The organism is Pleomorphochaeta caudata, from assembly GCF_055395745.1.
Window position 1 is genome coordinate 1,143,671 of record NZ_AP042458.1, and the last position, 22,935, is coordinate 1,166,605.

Sequence of the window (22,935 nt, forward strand, 5' to 3'; positions counted from 1 at the left end):
AAGGTTAATTAACCTTGGCTTATGTTATCTAAAGAGGTAAAAATGGATATTAAAGCAATTTTGTTTGATTTAGATGGGGTGTTAGTTGATTCAGAAAAAGTAATTGGAAATATAGCAATTCAAGTATTTAACGAATTAGGTGTTCCCGCTAAAGAGAAAGATATACTCCTTTTTATGGGAGGAGGAGACCGTTATTTTGTTGATAATATTGCAAACCTATATAATAAAAAAGTAGATTTCCAAACAACATATAATAAGATATATGATAAATATTATGAAAGCGAAATTCCATTAGTAAATGGGGCTCTCAAATTTATAAAACAAGCAAAAGCTGCTGGTTTTAAAATTGCAATTGTATCAAGTGCAAAAAAGAAAAAAATCTTAAAGAATTTAAGTGCATTAAATCTTGCTGAAGATTATTTTGATTTAGTTGTTTCAGGAGAAAATATTGTAAGAAATAAACCTAATCCTGATATTTATCAATATGCTGCTTTGAAATTAAAAGTTCCTTATGAAAACTGTTTAGTTTTTGAAGATAGTCTTTTAGGAGTTAGAGCAGGAACTGCAGCAAAATGTAATGTAATTGCTTTATCTACTAACGTAGAAGCTAAGAGATTAGAAGATCTTGGAGCTTTATTTGTTTATGATGATTTTGAGTCAATAGATGATTTTGAAACTAAACAACAGTTGATAGATTTTATTGAAGAATGTACAAAAGACGAAAGAAAAAAATTTGGTGCAGTTAAATGTTTTGAAAGAGAATATCCTTTGCCAAAAGAAGCATTAGTTGATAGTGCTATTAAAATGGCTTACAAAGCGCAATCAAATGCATATACTCCTTATTCAAAATATAATGTAGGGGCAGCAGTAGTCAGTGCTTCAACTAATAATATTTATTCAGGTTGTAATGTTGAAAATGCTAGTTTTGGAGCTACTATTTGTGCAGAAAGAAGTGCGGTTATGAATTTAATATCAACAGAAGGGCCAACAGGAATTAAAATTGTTGTAGTCATTACTAACGATGATCCACCTTCTCCTCCTTGTGCTGTATGTTTACAAGTACTGAGTGAATTCTGTAATGAAGATACCGAAATACATATGCTAAATAGAGAATATGCAAAAGATAAAACAAAAGGATCCCATGAAGTGTATAAGTTTAAAGACTTATTACCTAAACCTTTTGTATTAGAATAAAGAGTAAAAATAGTGCTAAATTTAGCACTATTTTTTTTAATCTAACATCCCAAAAAATATAACAAATGTATAAAATTCTAAATAGTTTTTTTCCTTATAAAAACAAATGTAATAATAAATATTAATCTATATAATTATTTGTATAATAATAAATTATCTATAAAAATGTGATTATTATTAAATAATGTTTTATGTAAGCTGATAATGGATAATAATTTATTAGTTGCCTATTCAACATTTGTGTACTAAACTAATAATCTACTTGAAATTTTTTGGGGGCGGAAAATTAATAAGCAAACAACAAAAAAGCAAATTGCTATTACTTTGATAATTTTTTTGACTATTTTCTTAATAGCTCAAATTGCACCGATATTTACACAAAAATATAAGAAAAGTGCTATTTTTACTCAAGAATTTGTATTAGGAACTGTTACAGAAGTCTTAGAAGATAATACTGAGGCTGATCCATTTGTAGAAAACAGATATAGAGGTTATCAAAAGTTTGTTGTTAAAATCGAAGAAGGAAGTCAAAAAGGGCAATCATTTACCATCAATCATACTTTAAGTTCTGTAAGAAGCGCATATGCATATAAAGGGTTAAAAGCTATCTTTACAGTTAGAACAGATTTAAATGGGGAAATTGTTGTCTGGTTATATAATTATAGAAGAGAGTATGGAGTTTATTTCTTAGCATTATTATTGATTATTTTAGTATTGCTTATTGGAAAGAAAGAAGGACTAAATAGTTTATTAGCTTTAGCTTTTACAGCAACTATTTTAATTTATATAATTGTTCCTGGTATGTGGATGCCTCATCCTATTTTTATAGCAATAATAAGTTCAATTGTTATTTGTTTAGTTAGTTATTTATTAATTGCAGGGTTTAGTAAAAAAGCATTGATTGCTTCAATTGGCACTTTATTTGGAATTTCTTTAGCAGGTTTTCTAAGTTATTTTATGGGTCGTATTCTTAATTTGACTGGTGTCGATATGGAAAAGGGCGAGGCTCTATTATATTTAGCTCAAGATCGCAGTTTTAAAATAAAAAATCTATTATTTGTTTCAATTTTATTTTCTTCTTTAGGTGCAACTATGGATATTGCAATTTCAATTGCAAGTAGTAGTGAGCAGTTAATTTTGGCAAATCCCAATATAGTCAAAAATGATTTATTTAAGTCTTTAATGGCTGTTGGAAAAGATATAATTGGGACAATGACTAATACTCTCGTTTTAGCATTTTGTGGGGCTTCATTACCACTTGCTATGATGATTTGGGGCTATGATATGTCTTATAGGCAATTCATAAACATTCCTATTATCGTAATAAATATTTTACAAGCTTTTTGTGGTTCGATTGGAATGGTATCAAGTGTTTTATTTACAGCAATATGTGCAGTATTGCTTAATTATAGGAGGAGAAAATGAAAAAATCAAAGTTTAGATTCGCTCTATTGTTACTTCTTTCGCTGTCGCTTTTATTCAGTTGTACAACAAAAGAACCTGTTGAAGTTCAAAATGTTGCTACAGTTCAAGAATTTGATTATGTAAGAAGTGGAGAGGTTGTAAAAGGGGAACCTACTCAAGCTGATGAACTAACAATTGCTGTTGCTGCTACTGCTGATGTTCATGGTAGAATTTATCCTTATGAATATGCTATTGATTCTGTAGATGATGATGCAGGATATTCAATGACATATCCAATTGTAAGTGCTTTAAGAGATAAATATCCAAATGCTTTAGTAATTGATGTTGGAGATACTGTCCAAGATAATAGTGCAGAGTTGTTTAACGATATGGATATTCATCCAATGGTAGAATGTATGAATTATATGGACTATGATGTTTGGGTCCCTGGTAATCATGAATTTAATTTTGGATTACCATTTTTAGAAAGAAATTTTGAAGCTTTTAATGGAAGAGTTGTTTGTGCAAATATTAAATATGCAAGCGATCATAGTGACTATTTACTTCCTTATCAAATTTTTGATATTGAAGGGGTTAAAGTTGCTGTTATTGGTGGTGTTGCACCTCATGTTCCACAATGGGAAGCTTCAGCTCCAGAACATTTCCAAGGGCTTGAATTTATTTCTCCATTGCAAGCAACAAAGGATACAGTTGCCCAATTAAAAGATAAAGCAGATGTTATTATTGCAGCAATGCATATGTCAAGAAATGGTCAATATGAAGAAGAAAATATTAGTGGTGTATTCCAATTAGCACAAGAGATCCCTGAGTTAGATTTAATTATTGCTGGTCATGAACATGCAACTTATTGTGAAAAAATAAATGATACATTTGTTATGGAACCAGGTTGTTATGGTAATAAAGTTTCTATGAGTACAATTAATTTAAAGAAAGAAAATGGAAAGTGGAAAATTTCAAACATTGCAGCTGAAAATGTTGTAACTAAAGGTGGAGATCCTTCTAATGAAATTCTTGATGAGTTTGATTGGGTTCATAAAACTAGTATTGATGATGCAAATACAGTAATTGGTGAAATTGATAGTGATTTCTTAGCTGATGGAGTAGACTATATTACTGGTGAATCAAAAGTTACTACTATGCCTAGAACACAAATTGAAGATACTCCTGTTATTGATTTAATTAATACAGTCCAAATGAAATATGCCAAAGCTCAAATTTCTTCTGCAGCATTATTTAATTTTGGATCTACCTTAAATAAAGGCGATTTCAAGAAGAAAGATGTTGCTTTTATATATAAATATAATAACACTTTAATGGGTGTAAATATTACTGGTAAGAATTTATTAGACTATATGGAATGGAGTGTAAGTTATTATAATACTTTTAAAGATGGAGATGTAACAGTATCATTCAATCCAAAAGTAAGAGGTTATAATTATGATATGTTTGCGGGCATTGATTACAAAGTAGACATTAGTAAAGAAGCCGGACATAGAATTGTTAATCCTACAATAAATGGAGCACCAATTGATCCAAATGCAGTTTATAAACTAGCTTTGAACAATTATAGATTTGGTACTTTAAAATCTAATGGTTGGATTAATGATGAAGATGTTTATTATGATAGCTATAACGAAGATCAATTAAATGCTGAAGTTAGAGCTTTGATTGCTAAATATGTTCAAGAAGAATTAATGGGCGTATTGAAACCAGAATGCGATCATAACTGGGAATTAATTGGTATGGGTGATACCTTTAATAGAGCAGATGTGATTGAAAAAATTAGAAATGGTGAGATTTCAATACCTACTTCTGAAGATGGTAGAACATTAAATGTTGAAGCTGTTAATATTTATAATCTATAAATTTTAACTAATAAAAAAAGGGGTATTCAATATTGAATATCCCTTTTTCATATATATCTTTTATTATTATTTTTCCAAATTCATCATTTTATCTATACGTCTTTGATGTCTGTCTCCAGCGAATTTCTCATCTATAAAAGCATCAAGCATATCTAAAGGATTTTCAGGATAATCAATTCTACCACCAAATGCTATAAAGTTAACATTGTTGTGTTGTTTTGCCATTTGTGCTGCAAAAATATTTTGAGGAAGAGCACATCTAATGCCATCAATTTTATTCGCGCTAATTGAAATACCAATTCCAGTTCCGCAACATACAATACCAAATTCATAACCACCTTTGAGATATTCCTCACAAGCTAATTTTGCCATATCAGGATAATCTACAGATTTTTCTTCTGTTACTCCTAAGTGATTTACTTCATAACCTTTTGTTTCAAGATGTTCTTTAATCTTTTTAGATAACTCTACTGCACCATGATCATTTGCTAATACAATTTTCATTTACTTTCTCCTAGAAACAATATAGCAAAAGATAAAATCTTTGTTAATAATTCTTTTTAATAATTAGATAAAATATTAAAAAACTTTATCTTCAGTTGGAATTGAGGTTAAGGCTCCATTTTTACTTACAGTTATAGCTGCTGCTTTTGTAGCAAAAAATAATGCTTCTTTATGGTTGTATCCTTTTATTAATGAGGCAATGTAATATCCCATAAAAGTATCTCCTGCAGCTGTAGTATCAATTACAGGGGCTTCAATTATTTCTTGGAATATCTCATTCTCTTTATAACAATAATATGCACCATCTTTTCCAATAGTCATGATTATATGTGAGGTAGGGAATTTTTTATTAATTTTCTTTAAAATTTGTATAAAATCTTTGGTGTCTTCAGTTTCAGAAATTTGAGCTGCTTCGACTTCATTCACAAAAAAGTATGAAATTTTTTCTAAAGGTAACTTAAGAATATCTTTTGTAAAAGGAGAGGGGTTAAAGCAGATTTTTAAGCCTTTCTCATATCCTTTGTTAATTAGATATTCAATGTTGTTAATTTCATTTTGTAATATTAAGTAATCGCCTTTTGAGAAATTTTCTAAAGTTTTGTCTATTTCTTTAGTGGTATTTTCATAATTAGCTCCAGCACTGAGTATAATAGAATTTTGCCCTGAGGTCGAAACTTGTATTATTGCTTGTCCTGTTACTTCAGAATTGGTATTAATAAATTCGGTATTTACCTTAAAACTATTCAATAAATCTAAAAGGAAGAGGCCATCTTTTCCAATCTTTCCAGCCATATATACGTTACAACCAGCTTTAGCTAAGGCTCCGGCTTGATTACAACCTTTTCCTCCAGCATTTATTTTAAAGCTATGAGATGAAATGGTTTCTCCTGGCATTACAATATGATCAAGTAAAAAAGTTTTATCTATGTTTAAAGAGCCATAATCTAAAATTTTATTCATTTAATTTACCTTATAATAATATAGCACGGAGAAAATTCTCCGTGCAAAGTATATACAAACTGAAAGAATTAACTTTCGAGTTTTAATTTAATGATAGGGAAAAAGCTTTAATAATTAATGCTGCAACTAAAGCTCCTGGATCCAAAAGTTTCCTTGAAGCTTCTCCTCTTGTTGCGGCTCTTCCATGTACAGCTATCATTCCATTAGTATTTTGATATCCTTGATAAGCTGCTTCTGCAGCTTCATTTGCACTATCTTTTAATGATTTATCAATAGTATTTTTTAAAGTTTCTACAGCAGGATATAAACCATCAACAAAAGTTTTTTCACCAATTTTTGCTTTTCCACGATTTATAACACCGTTTAGATATTCTTCAAAAATAGCTACAACATCTTCTCTAGATAATTCAGTTTTGCCTTTAAGAACTTTTCCTGCTTGCATTAATCCGCTAGCCATAAGAGTTCCCATTGTTGATGGTACTTTGATACTCATTGCTTTGCCTGCAAAATATAAAGCTTTACCACAATCTGTTTGAGGATTATCTAATAAACTTTGATAAGCAGCTTCAAAACCATCACTCATGGTTAAGCCTAAATCTCCATCACCAACAATACTATCTTCTTCAATTAAGTGAACTTTTTCTTCACTCATTATCTTAGCAGTTTCTTTTAGAAAATTTACAATAATTTCTACGTCCATATTTAATTCCTATAATTGTACAAAGAAAGGTGTTTGAGCTGGAGCATCAAGATATTTCTTAAGTTCATCATCTAATTTCATCATAGAAATTGAAACACCAGCCATTTCAATAGCAGTTGCAAATTCGCCTACATAATATCTATGTACTTTGATTTGTTCTCTTTTTAGAATTTCATCAATTTTTCTTACAATAATATATTGTTCATCTAATGGTGTAGCACCTAAGCCATTTACCATTACTGCAACTTCATCATTAGCTTCAAATGGAATATCCCCAATAATTTTTGCAACCATTTCTTCAGCTACTTGATCAGCAGGTTCTAATTTACCTCTTCTAATACCAGTTTCTCCGTGGATACCCATTCCGATTTCCATCTCATCTTCACCGATACTAAATCCTGGTTTTCCTACTCTAGGAACAATACATGGTGTAAGAGCTACACCCATTGTTCTAACATTGGCACATGCTTTTTCTGCAACTCTTTTTACTTCGTCTAAACTAAGCATTGCATCAGCTGCTGCACCAGCACATTTATATACAAATATTATACCAGCAACTCCACGTCTAGTATTTTTTTCACCAGGAGCTGAAGGTCCAGCAGAAGCTACATCATCACCAGCAACTACAGATTCTACTCTAATATCTTCTTCAAAATCTGCTTGTTCTGCAGCCATATCGAAATTGAAAATATCACCATTATAGTTACCGTAAATGTAAAGAACACCAGCACCACTGTCTATATATTTTGTACAAGCTAGCATTTGATCTGGACTTGGGCTTTGGAATACATCACCAACTGAACAAGCATCAAGCATACCTTTACCAACATATCCTAAGAATAATGGTAAGTGACCGGAACCACCACCTGTTGCAATTCCAACTTTTCCTTCTTTTTTATTTGCTGTTACTAAACAGTGTACGTCATCGTTGGTATAAGTTATCAAATCAGGATGAGCAATATATAACCCCTCAAGCATTTCTTTTACATAATTTTCTGGTTTGTTAATTAATTTTTTCATATTTATTCCTTATCTATAATACTATTTCGAATTTTTCATTTTCATCTAAAGTGACCATTACACAATCATTTTTATATGTTCTTTGTGGAAGAGCTACCATAACATGACCTTCTGCTTTTTCAATTGAGAAAGGACATAAATGAGTTACTCCAATGTTTAATTTTACAATTGTTCCTTTTGGAACTATAAAAGCTTGTACTTCTTCAATATTCATGGTGTTGCTTGGTGGAGCTACATGAATTACTACATCTGTATCAAGTGGTAATAAGACTTCTGAACAATGATTATGATATTCAACTTCATCAACAATCATATTTTCTTTTTTATATACGATTAGTGATGAGAACCCATAAGACATGTTTGTTGTATTAGCAACATCTAAATGATCTGGGAAAAAATCTCCGAGATTATAACCTTGTGGATTGTTTAAATTATAAAATGCTCCAAATTCTTTAAAGTCATCATTTGATAATTTTTTTGCCCTAATTTTTTTCATATCTCCTCCAATTAATCATTTTTTTTATTTTTTTGGTCTATATAAATACTGGAAAGCATTGTTACTACTAAAATTAATCCGAAAACAAATGTTTTCATAAAGGAACTAATTCTCATGATGTTGAATGCACTAGAAACAAGTTGAAGTAAAATAACAGCAAGTGCTACACCAATAACATTAGATTTACCTCCATCAGGATCCGTTCCACCTAATACAACGATTAAAAGAGTAAGTAATGTATATGATTTACCATAATCACTTTTTGCAGAATTGTAGTGGCTGGATATTAAAATACCCCCAATAGCTCCTAAAATACCGCTTGTCATATAAGTTAATAAGGTAACTTTTAAGTTATTTATACCAGCATATTTTGATGCAATTTCATTTGTTCCCATGAATTCTAACTGATGTCCATAAACAGTTGATCGAAGTAAAAATGCTATTACTATCGTAACTACTAAGAACACATAGAAAGGAATTGGAATACCAAATAAAACTCCATTTGCAATTTCTCCATAAGCTTCAGGTAATCCTGTAATTGCAGGACCTTTAGTAATTGCTAAACCTAAACCTTGATATAATTGTAAACCACATAAAGTGACTAGCATTGCAGGTATTTTTAAATATCCAATTAAAAATCCATTGAAAAGCCCACATAATGCACCAACAAAAAGTGCAATTAAAATTGCAAAGAAAATTGAACCTGTGGTTCCACCTCTTTGAATCATATAAGTAGCTCCAACAATGCTAGCTAAGTTTGCAATACCAACAAGAGATAAATCAATCCCTCCTGAAATCATAGCAATCATCATACCAAAACATAGAATTCCGTATTCTGGTAATTGAACAAACATTCCTCTAATATTAGCGATTCTTAAAAAAGCTCTAGGTTCTAAAATGCTCATTATTACAAATATTGCTATACCGATTATTATAATCATTAAATTGTTTTTATTTATTTTTTCAAAACTAGTTTTTGTCATATTTAACCTCGTTATACTTTTGCACTATTTGCAATACGTTTTGCTTTGATAGATGTAATTCCTGTACCTAATACAATAATTAATCCAACTACAAAAGTTTGTAAGTGAGTAGGAATTCCAACAAGAACTAAGTTGTTTTGAACAATTGCAATTAAGAGAACCCCTAATATTGTTCCAAGTACTGTTCCATGTCCACCTGTTATTCTAGTACCACCAACTACTACAGCTGCAATTACCATCATCTCTGATCCCATTAAGTTTTGAGGACTTGATTGACGCATTAAAATTGTGTAAGTTACACCACCAATTGCAGCTAATACTCCACCAATCATATAAAGGCTTGATTGAATTTTCACAACATTGTATCCAGCAATTCTAGCAGCATTTTTATCTCCACCAATTGCATAAATTCCTCTACCATAAATGGTAAATTTTAATACAACATATAATACAATTAAGAAAATAACTGGAATAAGTATCAGACTAGTCATTTGATATGTTATTCCTGCGCTATTTGTGTATGAGAATAAGAAACTTTTTGAAAGACTATCTATATGCTCTGGGATATTTGAAAATTCCTTTGTTCCTAAGAATGCTAAAGTTGCACCATTGGCAATACTGCTAACAGCTAAAGTAGCAATTAGAGGAGGTAATTTTTTCTTGGCAATTAAAAAAGCATTTAATGCACCAAAAGCTAATCCCATCAAACTAGCTACGATATAGAAAAATGCAATACTATCTATATTGTATTTTAAAATTAATTTAATAGTTGCATATGCGGAGAAACAAGCAATAGCAGGGAAAGAGACATCAATTCCACCACCAATTATTATCATCATTTCTAAGCCCGCAAATATTAATGTTATTAACATTGCTCTTAATAGAGTAATAACTGTACTAAAGGATAGGAATGCAGGATTTGCTATTCCAATAATTGTACATAGAATAATAACTGTATAAGCTACAATAGCTTCATTTGTAGAAAATATTTGTTTTGTTTTAGTTGTCATTATTTTCCTCCGCTGTAGCTTCTTTGATTTTTCTTGCAATTTGATCTTCGCTATAGTCTGCAGTAGTAAGAGTGCCAGAACTAATTCCATTACTCATAATTATTAATTTATTACAGTTGTAATATAATTCATTTAAATCATCACTTATGATAATAATTCCCATACCTTCTTTTGCTAGATCATGAAGTATTTTATGAATATCAAATTTTGAGCCAATATCAACACCTACAGTTGGACCATTTAATATTAGTAATTGTGGATGTGTATTTAACCATTTTGCAATTACCATTTTTTGAGCATTTCCACCTGATAATGTTCTTATTGTTGCTTTTGGAGAAGATGCGACACAACCAATTTTTTGAATCCAATATTTGGTAATTTCTTCAATTTCTTGAAGATCTAACTTGCATTTCTTCATATAAGTTTTTAATGAAGCTGCAACAGTATTATCACTTATAGATCTTGATAAGAATAAACCTTGTGTAAGTCTATCTTCTGGGACATAACCAATGCCTTTGTTTACAGCATCAAAAATTGAAGTAATTTTTACTTGTTCGTTGTTTATTATAATTTTTCCGGAAGTTGCCGGTGTTATTCCAAATAATGTATCTCCAATTTCAGAACGCCCAGATCCTAATAGTCCAGTTATTCCTAAAACATCACCTCTATTTAAAGAGAAATCAACATCTTTAAAATATCCATCTAAAGTTAAACCTTCAACTTTACATACTTCATCGCAGCAAATTTCAGGGGTATAAATTGTATCAACAATGTCTCTACCTGTCATATATTTAATAAAGGATTTCCTATTGAAATCTTCAATTAAGCCTGTTGCAACATTTTCTCCATTTCTAAGTATTGTTAGTCTATCTGCAATTTCAAATATCTCATCAATTTTATGGTTTACGATTACAATTGCCATACCTTTAGCTTTTAAATTAAGTAATGTTTGATTTAATAATTCAACTTCTCGTGCGGTAAGAGCCGTGGTAGGTTCGTCTAGAATTAATAGCTTTGCATCATTAATAATCGCTCTCGAAATTGCTACCATTTGTTTATTTGAAATTGATAATCTTTCAACTAAAATATCTGGGTCAATATCGGCACCAACTAAAGCCATAGCCTTTTGTGCTAAAGCTCTAGCTTCTTTCCAATTCATTTTTTTCTTTTCATTTAACAAGTTGTTATTCATTGCAATGTTTTCTGCAACAGAAAGATTAGGAAATACTGCAAAATCTTGATAAATAACCTGAATACCTTTATGTATTGATGTTATAGGGGTTAAATGTGATACCTCTTCCCCATTAATATAAATACTTCCAGAAGTTGGTTCATGCGCACCTGAAATTACTTTTATTAATGTTGATTTACCACAGCCATTTTCACCGGCAAGACAGTGAATCTCTCCAGTATTAATTGTTAAATCAACACCTTTAAGAGCCTTTACGCCTGTAAAATATTTTTTTATTTTCTCAAGACGGATAAATTCTTCAGTCATTGTATATACTCCATTAACTCAAATAAGGGGATTTGGAAAAATCCTTATCCCCTTAATATTTGCTTTGATTTATTTAGAAATCAATTGCTGGATCATTAACATTTTCTTTTGTGATGTCAATCCAAGCTTGTCCAGATAATACTTTGCCATTTAATTGTAGGTCTGTATAACCAGGAACGTTTAGATCACAACCACTTGCGATGTCTTCTCCATCTAATACTTTAAGAGCTAATTCAATCATTGCTTTACCTGCTAATGCTGGATCCCAGAATGAAGCCATTTGAATTGTACCATCTTCAATGTATTTACCTGCAACAGAAACTAATGATGTACCTACAATAGCAATTTTACCTTGTAAGCCTAATTCTTGTACTGCTAAAGCTGCACCAGCTACATCAGGCATTGCTGAACCTTGGATAGCTTTAATGTTAGGATTAGCTGTTAGAACTTCTTTAATTTTGTTGTAACATTGACTTTGGTTGTCAGCTGTTTCAATTTTGTCACCATATTGACTCATGTTAGGGAATTTTTCTTCTTGTAATGCTTTAGCTGCATCAACCCATTGGTTATGTGATTCTGAAGTTAAAGAACCAACTGTTAATACATATTCGCCTTCACCATTAACTAATTCACCAATTTTTTCCATGAAGTGTCTACCATAGTCAGCATTGTTAAATGCTTCAATATCATAATCGATATTGCTCATTCCTGATGCTTCATGTGTGATAACAACGATACCAGCTTCACGAGCTTTCTTTAATACTGGTTCTAGAGCTTCAGTTGAGAAAGGAACTACACAGATTGCATCAACACCTTGAGAAATTAAATCTTCAATAGCTTGAGCTTGTAGAGCACCATCACCTTCTGATGGACCTGTATAGAATGCATCAACATTATGTTCATCAGCATATTCATTTACACCAACTTCCATTCTTTGGAACCAAGAAATACTTGTTAATTTAGGAACTACTGCGATTCTGTAATCTTTTGCTCCTGATCCTTTTTCACTTTCACCATTTGCAAATGCAACAGTAGAAACCATTAATAACATAGCTAAAGATAAAGCTAGAAATTTTTTCATATTATCCTCCTTAAAGATATACTAAACAAAACTGGTTTTGTGTTTAGTAAATTGAACATCCTAATTATAGGTATCTATAGAGAAATTTGTCAAATTTAAATCAATAAAAAAATATTTCTGCACTAATTTTTTTTATAATTATATATTGTATAAAGAATTAAATAAAAAATTTTTTGTTTAGCTTTTGTTTAGTATTTACTAAATGTTAAGTAATATATTTTCTTGACAACTAAATAAAATTATGCTTAACTTGAACTTGAAGGATTAAATTATGACCGTAAGAGAAATAGCTAAAATCGCAGGGGTATCTCCTGCTACAGTATCTTTAGTAATTAATAATAAAACAGGAGTAAGTGAAAAAAAAAGAGCTGAAATTATTAAATTACTTAAAAAATTGAATTATCCGATTAATTATACTGTTACAGATAATAATATAGTTAATGAGAATAAAAATTTACTTTTTATTAAAATTATAAAAGATGGTGTTTTAGTAGAACAAAATGCGGGGTTTATTTCTAAAATAGTAGATAGCATACAAAATGATTGTGCTAGATTTAATTATAATTTACAAATGGTCACCTTCGATAAAGATTATTCAAAAAACATTAAAAATTTAAATTTTTCAAATGTTGATGGAGCTTTTGTTCTTGGAACAGAATTATTAGATATAGATTATAAAGCTCTTGATTCTATTTCAATCCCATATTTAGTTATAGATAATGCAATGCCAAATTATCCTTGTAATTCAATTACAATGGCTAATGAAGAAATGGTCGATTTAGCTATTAGGCATTTAGGTGCAAATGGGGAAAAAGATTTTGGGTATTTTAGATCTTCTTTTGATTCACAGAATTTTTTAGATAGACATGAAGGTGTTATTAAGGCCATAAATAAATATGGTTTATATTATTCTAAAGATAGAGAGTTTAGATTAGAAGCTACATTAAAAGGTAGTTATAATGGGATGCTAAATTACTTGAAAGATGAAAGACGTATTCCAAAGGTTGTTTTTGCAGATAATGATATTATTGCTTTAGGTGCAATTCAAGCGTTAACTGCTTCTGGTTATAAGATTCCTGAAGATGTTTCTATTATAGGTTTTGATGATATCTTTTTAGCTGAAACTTCTATGCCGCCATTAACAACTATGCATGTACAAAGATCTATGATTGGTCAAATGGCAGCAATAACACTTGTCAATGAAATAAGAAGAAAGCATCCTTCCTATTATAAACTTACTGTTGGTGGAAAATTAATTATTAGAAATAGTACTAATTAATCCAAAAATTATAGCTTTATTTTGGTGCTCTTAATTTACTATCTTTCTTGTTTTTTGTTGATTAGTGGAGTATCATTTAGAAAAGGAGTTTTCATGGATAGAGTACTAGTTTGTGGGCATAAAAATCCAGATATGGATAGTGTTTGTAGTGCCTGGGCATATGCTAAATTAGAAAATTTAATTAATAAAAATAATGATGATATAGAATATATAGCTGCACGTTGTGGTAACTTAAATGAGAGTACAAAACAGGTTTTTAGGAAGTTGGATATTGAGCCTCCTAAATTTGTTAAAGATGTTAGGACTAGAGTTTCTTCTGTTTATGTTAAACCAAATATATCAGTAGATTGTGAAGAACCAATACATGTATTGATGGATATATTTACTCAAAATGAAGTTTCTGTAGTTACAATAACCAAAAATGGAAAGTATCATGGTTTGTTAAGTATTGATGATGTAAATAGATATTTTTTAAGAGATGCAAGTTCTCAAAAACCTTATTATGATATTAATATTGATAAAATTACTAAAGTTTTGAAGGGTAGGTTTTTAACTAAAGGTAAAAAAGTAAAACATAGATTGCAAATAATGGTTGCTGCTATGAGCTTTACAAAATTCAAACAAGTGTTTGATGAAATTGATGATGATAATTTACCTTTATTGGTAGTAGGGGACAGATTAGAGCCCATATTAGAAGCCATCTATCGTCAAGCTCCTTTAATTATCTTGACTAAAATGAGTGATAAAATAAAAAGACTTGTAAATTTTGATAATTATGAAGGCACTGTATTTTTAAGTGAGTGTCATACAAATGAAACTTTAAGACTTTTAAGATTATGTACTCCTATCGAAGATTTATTGGAGAAAAAGCTACCAAGTTTATTTTTACATACATTATTTGTTGAAGGGAAAAATACTTTAATAAATAGTCATTTTAGAGGTCTTCCTGTTTTTGAAGAGAATGAATTTAAAGGGTTTGTTACAAGACGTTGTTTTATTGAAAAACCTAAAACAAAAATTGTAATGGTTGACCATAATGAAAGTGAACAGGGTATGCCAGGAATTGAAGAGGCTGATATTGTTGGAATTATTGACCATCATAGGTTTAATGCTTCTAAAACTAGTAATCCAATTTTTATTTATAGTGCTCCATTAGGTTCAACTTGTACTTTAGTCGCTCAATTGTATGAAAGATACAATATTGGAATTTCAAAAGAGATAGCATCAATTTTACTATCAGGGCTTATTAGCGATACTGTTATTTTGAAGAGTCCTACAACAACTCAAGAAGATATAAGAATTGCTAAGATATTATGTGAAGCTGCAGAAATTTCAGATATTAAAGCTTATGGAGAGGATATGTTTGCTAGTGGCATTTCAATAGCTAAACAAGATCCAAGAACTGCAATTGAAGGGGACTTTAAAATTTACAAAGAACATGGTTTAAAAGTTGGTATTGGTCAATGTGAAGTTACTACTTTAAAAGATATTGATGACTATAGAGAAAAATATTTAAAAACTCTTGAAGAAGTTAAAAGAAGTAATGGTTTGGATTGGGCTTTATTCTTGATAACTAATGTTGTAAAAGAAAATAGTATTTTATTAACTACAGGTCTTGATACTGTTGAGTATAAATTTATTTATGAAAAACAAGCTGAAAAAACTTTTATGTTACCTGGGGTTTTATCTAGAAAGAAACAATTACTACCTGAGGTTATTAGAGTTTTAGATGAATAATTAGTTTGATTGGAGTTGACTAATTTTAACAATATCACCAATTTTTAAAGTTCCAATTTTAGCTAAATTATCGGCCTTTATTCCTACTGTAATAGGATTGTCTTCACTGACAGTCCTAATATAGCATTGGCCTTCATTTATATTATTGTTACTTAGGGTTAAACTGCTTTCAATTAAGTAGCCATTAGAAAATTGAAGAATCAAATTATTACTATAATTAAAATCAGCCATCAATAAATCTTTTGTCAAAATATTTAAAGTTATATTTCCATAAGCATCTATTGATGCAATTTTCGCATCAATAGTAATATTTTTATTAATAGTTTTTGTTTCTAATTCAGTTGTACTTCTGCAGCCTATTAAAGATAAAGCTATTATACTTAAAAAAAGGCAAATCCATAAGTTATTTTTTCTAATCATTCTTCATAATACTATAGCAGAATTATAATAAAAAGTTTATACAATTTTTATAAAAAACAAAAAAATGTTATTTGATTTTTATTTTCTATGTAATTTTATATTCTATTATGACATTACTTTCATATTCACCAGAAGGTAAATTTGGATCGCCTGACCAATATAAGAAAAATCTAGTAACAACTGTATTTGTATTTAATCCAGCATATAATATTCCATTATTGATTTTATAGGATACATCAGGACGAATTTGAGTGTTGTTTACACCTTTTGAGTTTTTAATTTTTTTGAATTTTTGAGGGTTTATAACAATTTTAACTGATTTGTTTTTATTTAAATTACTATTTACTTTAATTGTAAAATCACCCGTCTGACCATTTTCAGTTAATGGTGCAACTAAAATTTCATAGTCTTTTGTTTTGTCTGCAATTAAATCATCTTCATAAAATAAATTATATGAAACTTCAGTTTCAGGTATTGTAGCAACAAGTGAAACATCTGAAGCTTTAGAATATATTGATGAAATTGTTAAAGTGAAAACAATAATTAATATTAAAATTTTCTTCATTCTTCCCCTACCTTATTACGTATTAGTATAAGATACTATTTCACTTTTGACAATAGTTGAATTATATAAATCTATAATATTGAACTAACGGTATTAATTGATGGTAATAGTTTTAATGCCTTTACAACCTTTTTAAAATCATCCTCATTGTCAATTTCTACTGTAAAAGTACCAATAAGCCTTGAATTATCCATATCGTCATCATAGAGCCTTCCACCAATTAAGTGTCCATGATATTTCCTTATTGCTCCCTCAATTTCGCTAAATAAGTCATAAGTTCTTTTGCTAGTTACTCTAAATTTTCTAGTTGGTTTTGGAGAATTTGTTTCCCAAGCTACTTCAACACTTCTTTCCTCAATTTCTTTCATGTTTTTCAAGTTAGGACAGTTTTTCTTATGTACGATTATTCCTCTTCCTCGACTTATGTAGCCTACAATATCATCGCCTCTTTGTGGGTTACAGCATTTTGCTAGAGAAATCATTAGGTTGGTTTCATCTCCAACTCTAAAGGTTAATCTACTTTCATCTGTAACATTTCTAATTATTTCACCTTTTTCATCAACTTTTTCTCTTTGAGGTGCAGTAATTCCTGAATCGGTGATAACACTTTTTGGTGTAGCAATGATATTTTTATCTATTATTATATTGTCATTTTTATTTAGCCAAGTTCTTATTTTTTTTCTTGCACTTTGAGTCTGAGCAAGTCTTAACCAAGATAGGTGAGGATGTGCATTTGGATTAGTCAAAATTTCAATTACTTGAGTATGTTTTAATCTTTGATCTAATGCAATTATTGAACCATCAGCTTTTGCTCCGGCAGTATGATTACCAACTTCAGTATGAATCCTATATGCAAAATCAAGTGCTGTAGAATTCTTTGGTAATTCTACAATATGTCCTTGAGGGGTAAATACACAAATTGTATTTTTTAATAACTCATCTTTAATGTCATCCATGAAAGATTCATTATGTTGAATTTCATTAGACCATTGTTCAAGAGTATTTAAAATTTTATTAAATTGAGCATCATCCATGCTTATATTATCTTGAGAGCCACTGTTTACTTTATATTTCCAGTGTGCGGCGATACCATATTCAGCTGTTTGATGCATGGCTTTAGTTCTTATTTGTATTTCAAGTAATTTACCATCAAGGGCCATGACTGTTGTATGAAGGCTTTGGTAGTTATTAGCTTTTGGCATTGCAATGTAATCTTTAAAACGGCCTTCAATTGGGGGCCAGAGTCTATGAACAATACCTAATAAAGTATAACACTCAGCTATAGAATCACAGAGTATTCTAACTCCTAAAAGATCAAAGATTTCTTCGATGTCTTTTTTTCTTTTTTTCATTTTTAAATATACAGAGTAAGCATGTTTTGCACGGCTTGTGACTATTACATTACCAAGATTATCTTCAGCACAAGCTTGATAAATTGTTTTTTCAATGCGTTTTAAATAAGCTGCTTGTTCACCTTTTTTGCTTAATAAATAACCTTGTACATAATCATAGGTTTCTTTATTAATTGTTTTCAGTGATAAGTCTTCTAATTCATCTTTAACCCAGGATATACCTAATCTATCAGCTAAAGGGGCATATATATCTAGTGTTTCTGTAGCAAATTCTTTGGCTCTTTCAGGGGTTAAGAAATGTACTGTTCTCATATTATGTAATTTATCGGCAAGTTTTATGATAATTACACGAGCATCTTTACTCATGGCAAAGAACATTTTTCTTATAGTTTCAGCTTCTTGTACTGATTTATTATCTGTTTTTAATATTTCTATCTTTGTAACACCATCAACAAGATCAGCTACTGGTTTTCCAAATTTTTCTTTTAATTCATCATATTCAGCAGTGGTGTCTTCTAAAGTATCATGTAATAGGCCCGCACAAATTGTATCTCCATCCATATTTAACTGGATAAGAATTTCTGCTACGGCTAGTGGATGTATTATATAAGGTTCCCCGCTTTTCCTTTTTTGTCCTTCATGTTTAGTGTTGGAAAAATCAACAGCTTCTTGTATTTTAATTTGTTGATTTTCTGGGTACTTCTTAGTTTTCATTAAGAATCTTTCAATTAATCTATCGCTCATATATCCCCTTAACAACTCTATCCCTATTAGCTAAATCTTTAAAGATTTCTATTTCTTTAAAACTATTTGCTTCTAAAATATATTTTACAGTATTACACTGTCTACTATCACATTCAAGAAAAATTGCATTTTTATTTGAATTGAAGTGATTTTTTGCACTTGTAATAATTTTTCTTATAATATCTAAACCATCTTGGCCAAAGCCTTCTAAAGCCAATATAGGTTCTTTTTTTACATCCTCATCTAATTCTTCACACCATTGGTTAGTTAAATAGGGAGGATTACTTACAATTATATCATAAGTTTTACAGTTTTCTAATAAATCGCTTTTAATGAAATTTATTTCTTTTGAATATAATGCTTTTGCGTTTTTTTGAGCAATTTTAAGGGCCTCATCACTTATATCACACAAGCTGATATTTGATAAATCTGTTTCAAGTGCAATTGATAGACCAACACAACCAGTACCTGTGCATAAATCTAATACATCTGGTTTGTAATCTAAGGTATTAATGTAATTTATAGTAGCTTCAACTAATGTTTCAGTGTCCGCTCTAGGAATTAATGTATCAGAAGATACTATGAAGTCTCTTCCATAAAATTCTTTTTTCCCAATTATATATGCTATTGGTTCATGGTTAAGTCGTCTTTTTATAAGTTGAAAGAATTCTTTTTGTTCTGCTTCATTGATTAATTTATCTGAAAAAGTTATTTGTTTTACTTTGTTTAAGCCACAAGCCTTTTCGAAGAGAATTGACGCATCTAAAGAAGGAGTATCAGTGATACTCCTTAATTCGTTTTTAGCTTCAAATAGTAATTCTTTAACAGTTCTATCCATAAATTTTATGCTTCTTCCATTGCTTGTTCGCCGGCTGCAATTTTTAGAGCTTCAATTACTTCATCTAATTCACCACTTAAAATTATTTCTAATTTATATAGAGTAAGATTTAAACGGTGATCAGTTAATCTGTTTTGAGGGAAGTTATATGTTCTAATTCTTTCTGATCTATCACCACTTCCAACTTGATTCTTTCTAGCTTCTGATCTTTCTTTTCTCTTTTTATCTTCTTCTAAATCATAAAGTCTTGAACGTAAAACTCTTAAAGCTTTATTTTTATTTTTTAATTGAGATTTTTCATCTTGGCAGATTACAACAAGTCCTGAAGGAATGTGTGTAAGTCTAACAGCACTGTCTGTTGTATTAACACATTGACCACCTGGACCACCAGCTCTCATAACGTCAATTTTTAAATCTTCTTGTTTTATTTCAATATCTGTAGCTTCAGCTTCTGGTAATACTGCAACAGTAACTGCAGAAGTATGTACACGTCCACCACTTTCAGTTGCAGGAACTCTTTGAACGCGATGAACTCCACTTTCCCATCTTAATGAACCATAAACATCTTTACCGCTGATTGAGAATACAATTTCTTTATAGCCTCCTAACCCGGTTTCATTTGTGCTCATGATATCTATTTTCCAACCCATTTTTTCAGCATAATGGGAATACATTTTAAATAAATCAGCACAGAAAAGAGCAGCTTCATCACCGCCAGTTCCAGCTCTGATTTCCATAATAATATTTTTACCTTCTAATGGATCTGGTGGAATAAGAAGCATTTTACATTTTTTCATAGATTTTTCAGAAGCTATTTTAAGTTCAGTAATTTCTTCTTTTGCCATAGCTATCATTTCTGCATCATCTTCAGCTTCTAATAATTCTTCAGCATCTTGAATTTCTTGATTTAATTCTTGTAATTTTGTCATTTCTTCAACAATTGGTGCAATATGAGCTCTATCTACCATAAGTTTCTTATATAGATTCATATCACTCATTGTTTGTGGATCGCCTAATTTACTATCAATCTCTTTTAATTGATTTTCATATGTAGGTAGTTTTTCTAACATTTATATATTATCTCCGTTGGATTTGTACTTCAAATATAATTGATTTTGTATATTTTGAATAGACTTATTTGCATGATGAAATATCATACAATTTTGTATGAATTTATAATGTTAATTTAAGTCGCTATCTGTGTTTATCAGGGGTGTATCTGACTACTAAATGAACTGTAGCAGGAGCGTTTGTATTACAGCTAATGGTATGCTCAATATCACAGTGATACATTAAAAAATCACCTTTTTTCATTGTGCATTCATTTTCACCTGCTTTAACTTTAACTGAGCCTTTAATTACAGTTAAGAATTCTTGTGTGCCAGCAAAATGTGGTTCACTAGGAAGTTTTGTATGAGGTTCAAAATTAATTAAGTACATTTCTAAATCTTCAACCATTGTAAGTGGTGATAAAATTCTTATAGTAACACCATTTTCTGTGGTTTCGATAACGTGTCCTGATCCAGAAGTTGGGTTTTTTATAAAATCTCTTTTTGGTTGAGGGTTAATATCTAATATATCTTGAATATCAATGTTCAAGCCTCTAGCGATTTTCCATACAGTAGCAATAGTAGGATTTACTTTATCACTTTCAATTTGACTGAGCATAGCTTTTGAAACACCACTTCTTTCACTTAGTATATTAAGTGTTAGGTGTTTTGATTGTCTAAATTTTTGTATGTTCTTTCCAATTGGTGGAGGTGTTTCCATATTAATTCCTCTTTGTACTACTAATTAAATAATATATTAATTAATTCTTGTCCATAGTCTTGCAATTCAATAAGTATTGATTTTTCTTTTTCACTTGTAGTATCAGACTCTAATTTTTCTTTTATTTTTCTATTATAGAAGTCTAAATTAATCATTATATTTCCAGGAGGGCTTACAATTCTATGGGAACAGAAAGATTTCCATTTTTCTTTTTCTTCCTCAGTTTGATATTCTAAATAGTTTCTTAAAATATGTCTATAAACTAATTCTTTTGCTCTTTTGTCATCAAAATCTATAGCTTTTGCAAGTTTTAGTTTTTCTTTTTCCCCTGCATCATGTATAAGTTGGAATCTTTTACTATCTTCATCTTTAAAGAATCCTTCATAAAGTTGGAAATCAGAATCATCAATACTTTTTATATCTGAATTAAGTAAAGCTTTTCTAATTTTTAATATTATTTCAGGATGTTCTTTTAATGTGTTAGCTCTTGAAAGCGTTTCTTGTCTATCAATATCTAATTTTTTCTCTAGTTGCTTATTTAGTATAACAAGAGGACTTACAAAAGGACATTTATTATAAGCTATGTTCACAATACCATGAGTAAATAGAATGTTTTCTTCATCAGCTTCAATTAATGGAGTTATATCTTCTTTTAAATTAAAACATATTACATTATTAGGATTATTAACATCATAAGTTATTGGCATAACAATTGATGTACAGCCATTTTTTGAAGTATATGAAGGATGAGTATGTAATATTGGTTCTCCAAATGGTGCTTTAACTACATTTTTAACTAATTGTTTTTTTCTATGTTTAAAACTCCAATCATATAATTTGGGTTGATGAGTTTTAATAAGTCTTGCAACTTCAATTGTTGCTCTAACATCAACTAAAGCATCATGTGCTCCAGTTTGTTCAATATTATTAGCTTCAGTAATATCTGTTAATTTAAAAGTTGGGTTCCCATTTTCTTTTCTAGCTGGCCAATTCATATTATCTGGTCTTAAATCATAAGCAGCTCTCACTAAATTTATTATATCCCATCTTGAGCATCCATTTTTATATTCTCTTTCATATGGATCATATAAATTTCTATATAAAGCATTTCTAATGAATTCATCATCAAAATTAATTGAGTTATATCCTGTAACAACTGTATTAGGTGTTAAAAATTCTTTTCTTATTTGTTTTATAAATTCAACTTCATTTAATCCTTTTTTATTTACTTCTTGAGGTGTAATTGATGTTACTAAACAAGATAAAGGATCTGGTAGGTAATCTTGTGTTAATTTACAATATAATATTATTTCTTTTCCTATCTGATTTAACTCTAAATCAGTTCTTATTGCTGCAAATTGAGCTATTCTATCATAATGAGAGTTCAAACCAAATGTTTCTAAATCATACCAAAGTATTGATGGTTTTTCTTTTTTTACATTCATGATATAATATTACCATATTTTCAATTTGTGAAAAAGCTTATTTGTGAAT

General features: G+C 29.9%; 21 protein-coding genes. 5 read left to right on the forward strand and 16 right to left on the reverse strand.

What is annotated here, in order from left to right; genetic code table 11:
• The first annotated feature begins 42 nt into the window (after window positions 1–42).
• From cdd to ACZ5RS_RS05250, 3 genes are all read left to right on the forward strand, one after another.
• The gene (cdd, locus tag ACZ5RS_RS05240; protein ID WP_464638152.1) at window positions 43–1,194 is read left to right on the forward strand and encodes a cytidine deaminase; all 1,152 of its coding nucleotides are present in this window, start codon (window positions 43–45) and stop codon (window positions 1,192–1,194) included.
• A 336-nt stretch (window positions 1,195–1,530) separates the two neighbouring features.
• The gene (locus tag ACZ5RS_RS05245; RefSeq protein WP_464638153.1) at window positions 1,531–2,619 is read left to right on the forward strand and encodes a YibE/F family protein; all 1,089 of its coding nucleotides are present in this window, start codon (window positions 1,531–1,533) and stop codon (window positions 2,617–2,619) included.
• Window positions 2,616–4,484 carry a bifunctional metallophosphatase/5'-nucleotidase gene (locus ACZ5RS_RS05250; protein WP_464638155.1) on the forward strand — a complete coding sequence of 623 codons (1,869 nt, stop codon included), beginning with the start codon at window positions 2,616–2,618 and terminating at the stop codon, window positions 4,482–4,484. The genes ACZ5RS_RS05245 and ACZ5RS_RS05250 overlap by 4 nt, the downstream gene beginning before the upstream one ends.
• Window positions 4,485–4,550: 66 nt before the next feature.
• Here ACZ5RS_RS05250 and ACZ5RS_RS05255 read toward each other — a convergent pair whose 3' ends face one another.
• The 9 genes from ACZ5RS_RS05255 to ACZ5RS_RS05295 form a co-directional block, all read right to left on the reverse strand.
• On the reverse strand, window positions 4,551–4,988 hold the full coding sequence (locus ACZ5RS_RS05255; RefSeq protein ID WP_464638156.1) for an RpiB/LacA/LacB family sugar-phosphate isomerase: 438 nt from the start codon (window positions 4,986–4,988) through the stop codon (window positions 4,551–4,553).
• A 75-nt stretch (window positions 4,989–5,063) separates the two neighbouring features.
• On the reverse strand, window positions 5,064–5,948 hold the full coding sequence (locus ACZ5RS_RS05260; protein ID WP_464638158.1) for a ribokinase: 885 nt from the start codon (window positions 5,946–5,948) through the stop codon (window positions 5,064–5,066).
• 82 nt (window positions 5,949–6,030) lie between these two features.
• A complete protein-coding gene (locus tag ACZ5RS_RS05265; protein ID WP_464638159.1) occupies window positions 6,031–6,648 on the reverse strand; it encodes a dihydroxyacetone kinase family protein in 618 nt (205 codons plus the stop codon).
• 9 nt (window positions 6,649–6,657) lie between these two features.
• The gene (locus tag ACZ5RS_RS05270; RefSeq protein WP_464638161.1) at window positions 6,658–7,668 is read right to left on the reverse strand and encodes a dihydroxyacetone kinase subunit DhaK; all 1,011 of its coding nucleotides are present in this window, start codon (window positions 7,666–7,668) and stop codon (window positions 6,658–6,660) included.
• Window positions 7,669–7,681: 13 nt separating this feature from the next.
• Entirely contained in the window at window positions 7,682–8,164 is a 483-nt protein-coding gene (locus ACZ5RS_RS05275; RefSeq protein ID WP_464638162.1) for a DUF4867 family protein, read from the reverse strand.
• 11 nt (window positions 8,165–8,175) lie between these two features.
• Window positions 8,176–9,147 (reverse strand): ABC transporter permease, encoded by a 972-nt coding sequence (locus ACZ5RS_RS05280; protein WP_464638164.1) that lies wholly within the window; start codon window positions 9,145–9,147, stop codon window positions 8,176–8,178.
• A gap of 11 nt (window positions 9,148–9,158) precedes the next feature.
• Window positions 9,159–10,157 carry an ABC transporter permease gene (locus ACZ5RS_RS05285; protein ID WP_464638165.1) on the reverse strand — a complete coding sequence of 333 codons (999 nt, stop codon included), beginning with the start codon at window positions 10,155–10,157 and terminating at the stop codon, window positions 9,159–9,161.
• The gene (locus ACZ5RS_RS05290) at window positions 10,147–11,655 is read right to left on the reverse strand and encodes a sugar ABC transporter ATP-binding protein (RefSeq protein ID WP_464638167.1); all 1,509 of its coding nucleotides are present in this window, start codon (window positions 11,653–11,655) and stop codon (window positions 10,147–10,149) included. Before ACZ5RS_RS05290 ends, ACZ5RS_RS05285 begins: the two co-directional genes overlap by 11 nt.
• 73 nt (window positions 11,656–11,728) lie before the next feature.
• Window positions 11,729–12,736 carry a substrate-binding domain-containing protein gene (locus tag ACZ5RS_RS05295; RefSeq protein WP_464638168.1) on the reverse strand — a complete coding sequence of 336 codons (1,008 nt, stop codon included), beginning with the start codon at window positions 12,734–12,736 and terminating at the stop codon, window positions 11,729–11,731.
• Between the two features lie 271 nt (window positions 12,737–13,007).
• Between ACZ5RS_RS05295 and ACZ5RS_RS05300 the strand changes: the two genes are divergently transcribed.
• Both ACZ5RS_RS05300 and ACZ5RS_RS05305 read left to right on the forward strand, forming a co-directional pair.
• Window positions 13,008–14,015, forward strand: coding sequence for a LacI family DNA-binding transcriptional regulator (locus ACZ5RS_RS05300; RefSeq protein ID WP_464638170.1), 1,008 nt, complete (start codon window positions 13,008–13,010; stop codon window positions 14,013–14,015).
• Window positions 14,016–14,108: 93 nt separating this feature from the next.
• Entirely contained in the window at window positions 14,109–15,752 is a 1,644-nt protein-coding gene (locus ACZ5RS_RS05305; RefSeq protein ID WP_464638171.1) for a putative manganese-dependent inorganic diphosphatase, read from the forward strand.
• Here the strand turns inward: ACZ5RS_RS05305 and ACZ5RS_RS05310 are convergent, their stop codons facing one another.
• The 7 genes from ACZ5RS_RS05310 to sbcB all read right to left on the reverse strand — a co-directional run bounded on the left by ACZ5RS_RS05310 (window position 15,753) and on the right by sbcB (window position 22,886).
• Window positions 15,753–16,172, reverse strand: a complete 420-nt coding sequence (locus ACZ5RS_RS05310; RefSeq protein WP_464638173.1) for a hypothetical protein — start codon at window positions 16,170–16,172, stop codon at window positions 15,753–15,755. It lies immediately after the preceding gene.
• Between the two features lie 85 nt (window positions 16,173–16,257).
• Window positions 16,258–16,737, reverse strand: a complete 480-nt coding sequence (locus tag ACZ5RS_RS05315; protein WP_464638174.1) for a hypothetical protein — start codon at window positions 16,735–16,737, stop codon at window positions 16,258–16,260.
• Window positions 16,738–16,808: 71 nt separating this feature from the next.
• Entirely contained in the window at window positions 16,809–18,833 is a 2,025-nt protein-coding gene (locus ACZ5RS_RS05320) for a RelA/SpoT family protein (RefSeq protein WP_464638176.1), read from the reverse strand.
• Entirely contained in the window at window positions 18,823–19,671 is an 849-nt protein-coding gene (prmC, locus tag ACZ5RS_RS05325) for a peptide chain release factor N(5)-glutamine methyltransferase (protein WP_464638177.1), read from the reverse strand. Before prmC ends, ACZ5RS_RS05320 begins: the two co-directional genes overlap by 11 nt.
• A gap of 5 nt (window positions 19,672–19,676) precedes the next feature.
• Window positions 19,677–20,741, reverse strand: coding sequence for a peptide chain release factor 1 (prfA, locus tag ACZ5RS_RS05330; RefSeq protein ID WP_464638179.1), 1,065 nt, complete (start codon window positions 20,739–20,741; stop codon window positions 19,677–19,679).
• A gap of 124 nt (window positions 20,742–20,865) precedes the next feature.
• Window positions 20,866–21,441, reverse strand: a complete 576-nt coding sequence (locus tag ACZ5RS_RS05335; RefSeq protein WP_464638180.1) for a helix-turn-helix domain-containing protein — start codon at window positions 21,439–21,441, stop codon at window positions 20,866–20,868.
• A 20-nt stretch (window positions 21,442–21,461) separates the two neighbouring features.
• Window positions 21,462–22,886 (reverse strand): exodeoxyribonuclease I, encoded by a 1,425-nt coding sequence (gene sbcB / locus ACZ5RS_RS05340; protein WP_464638182.1) that lies wholly within the window; start codon window positions 22,884–22,886, stop codon window positions 21,462–21,464.
• Window positions 22,887–22,935: the final 49 nt, after the last annotated feature.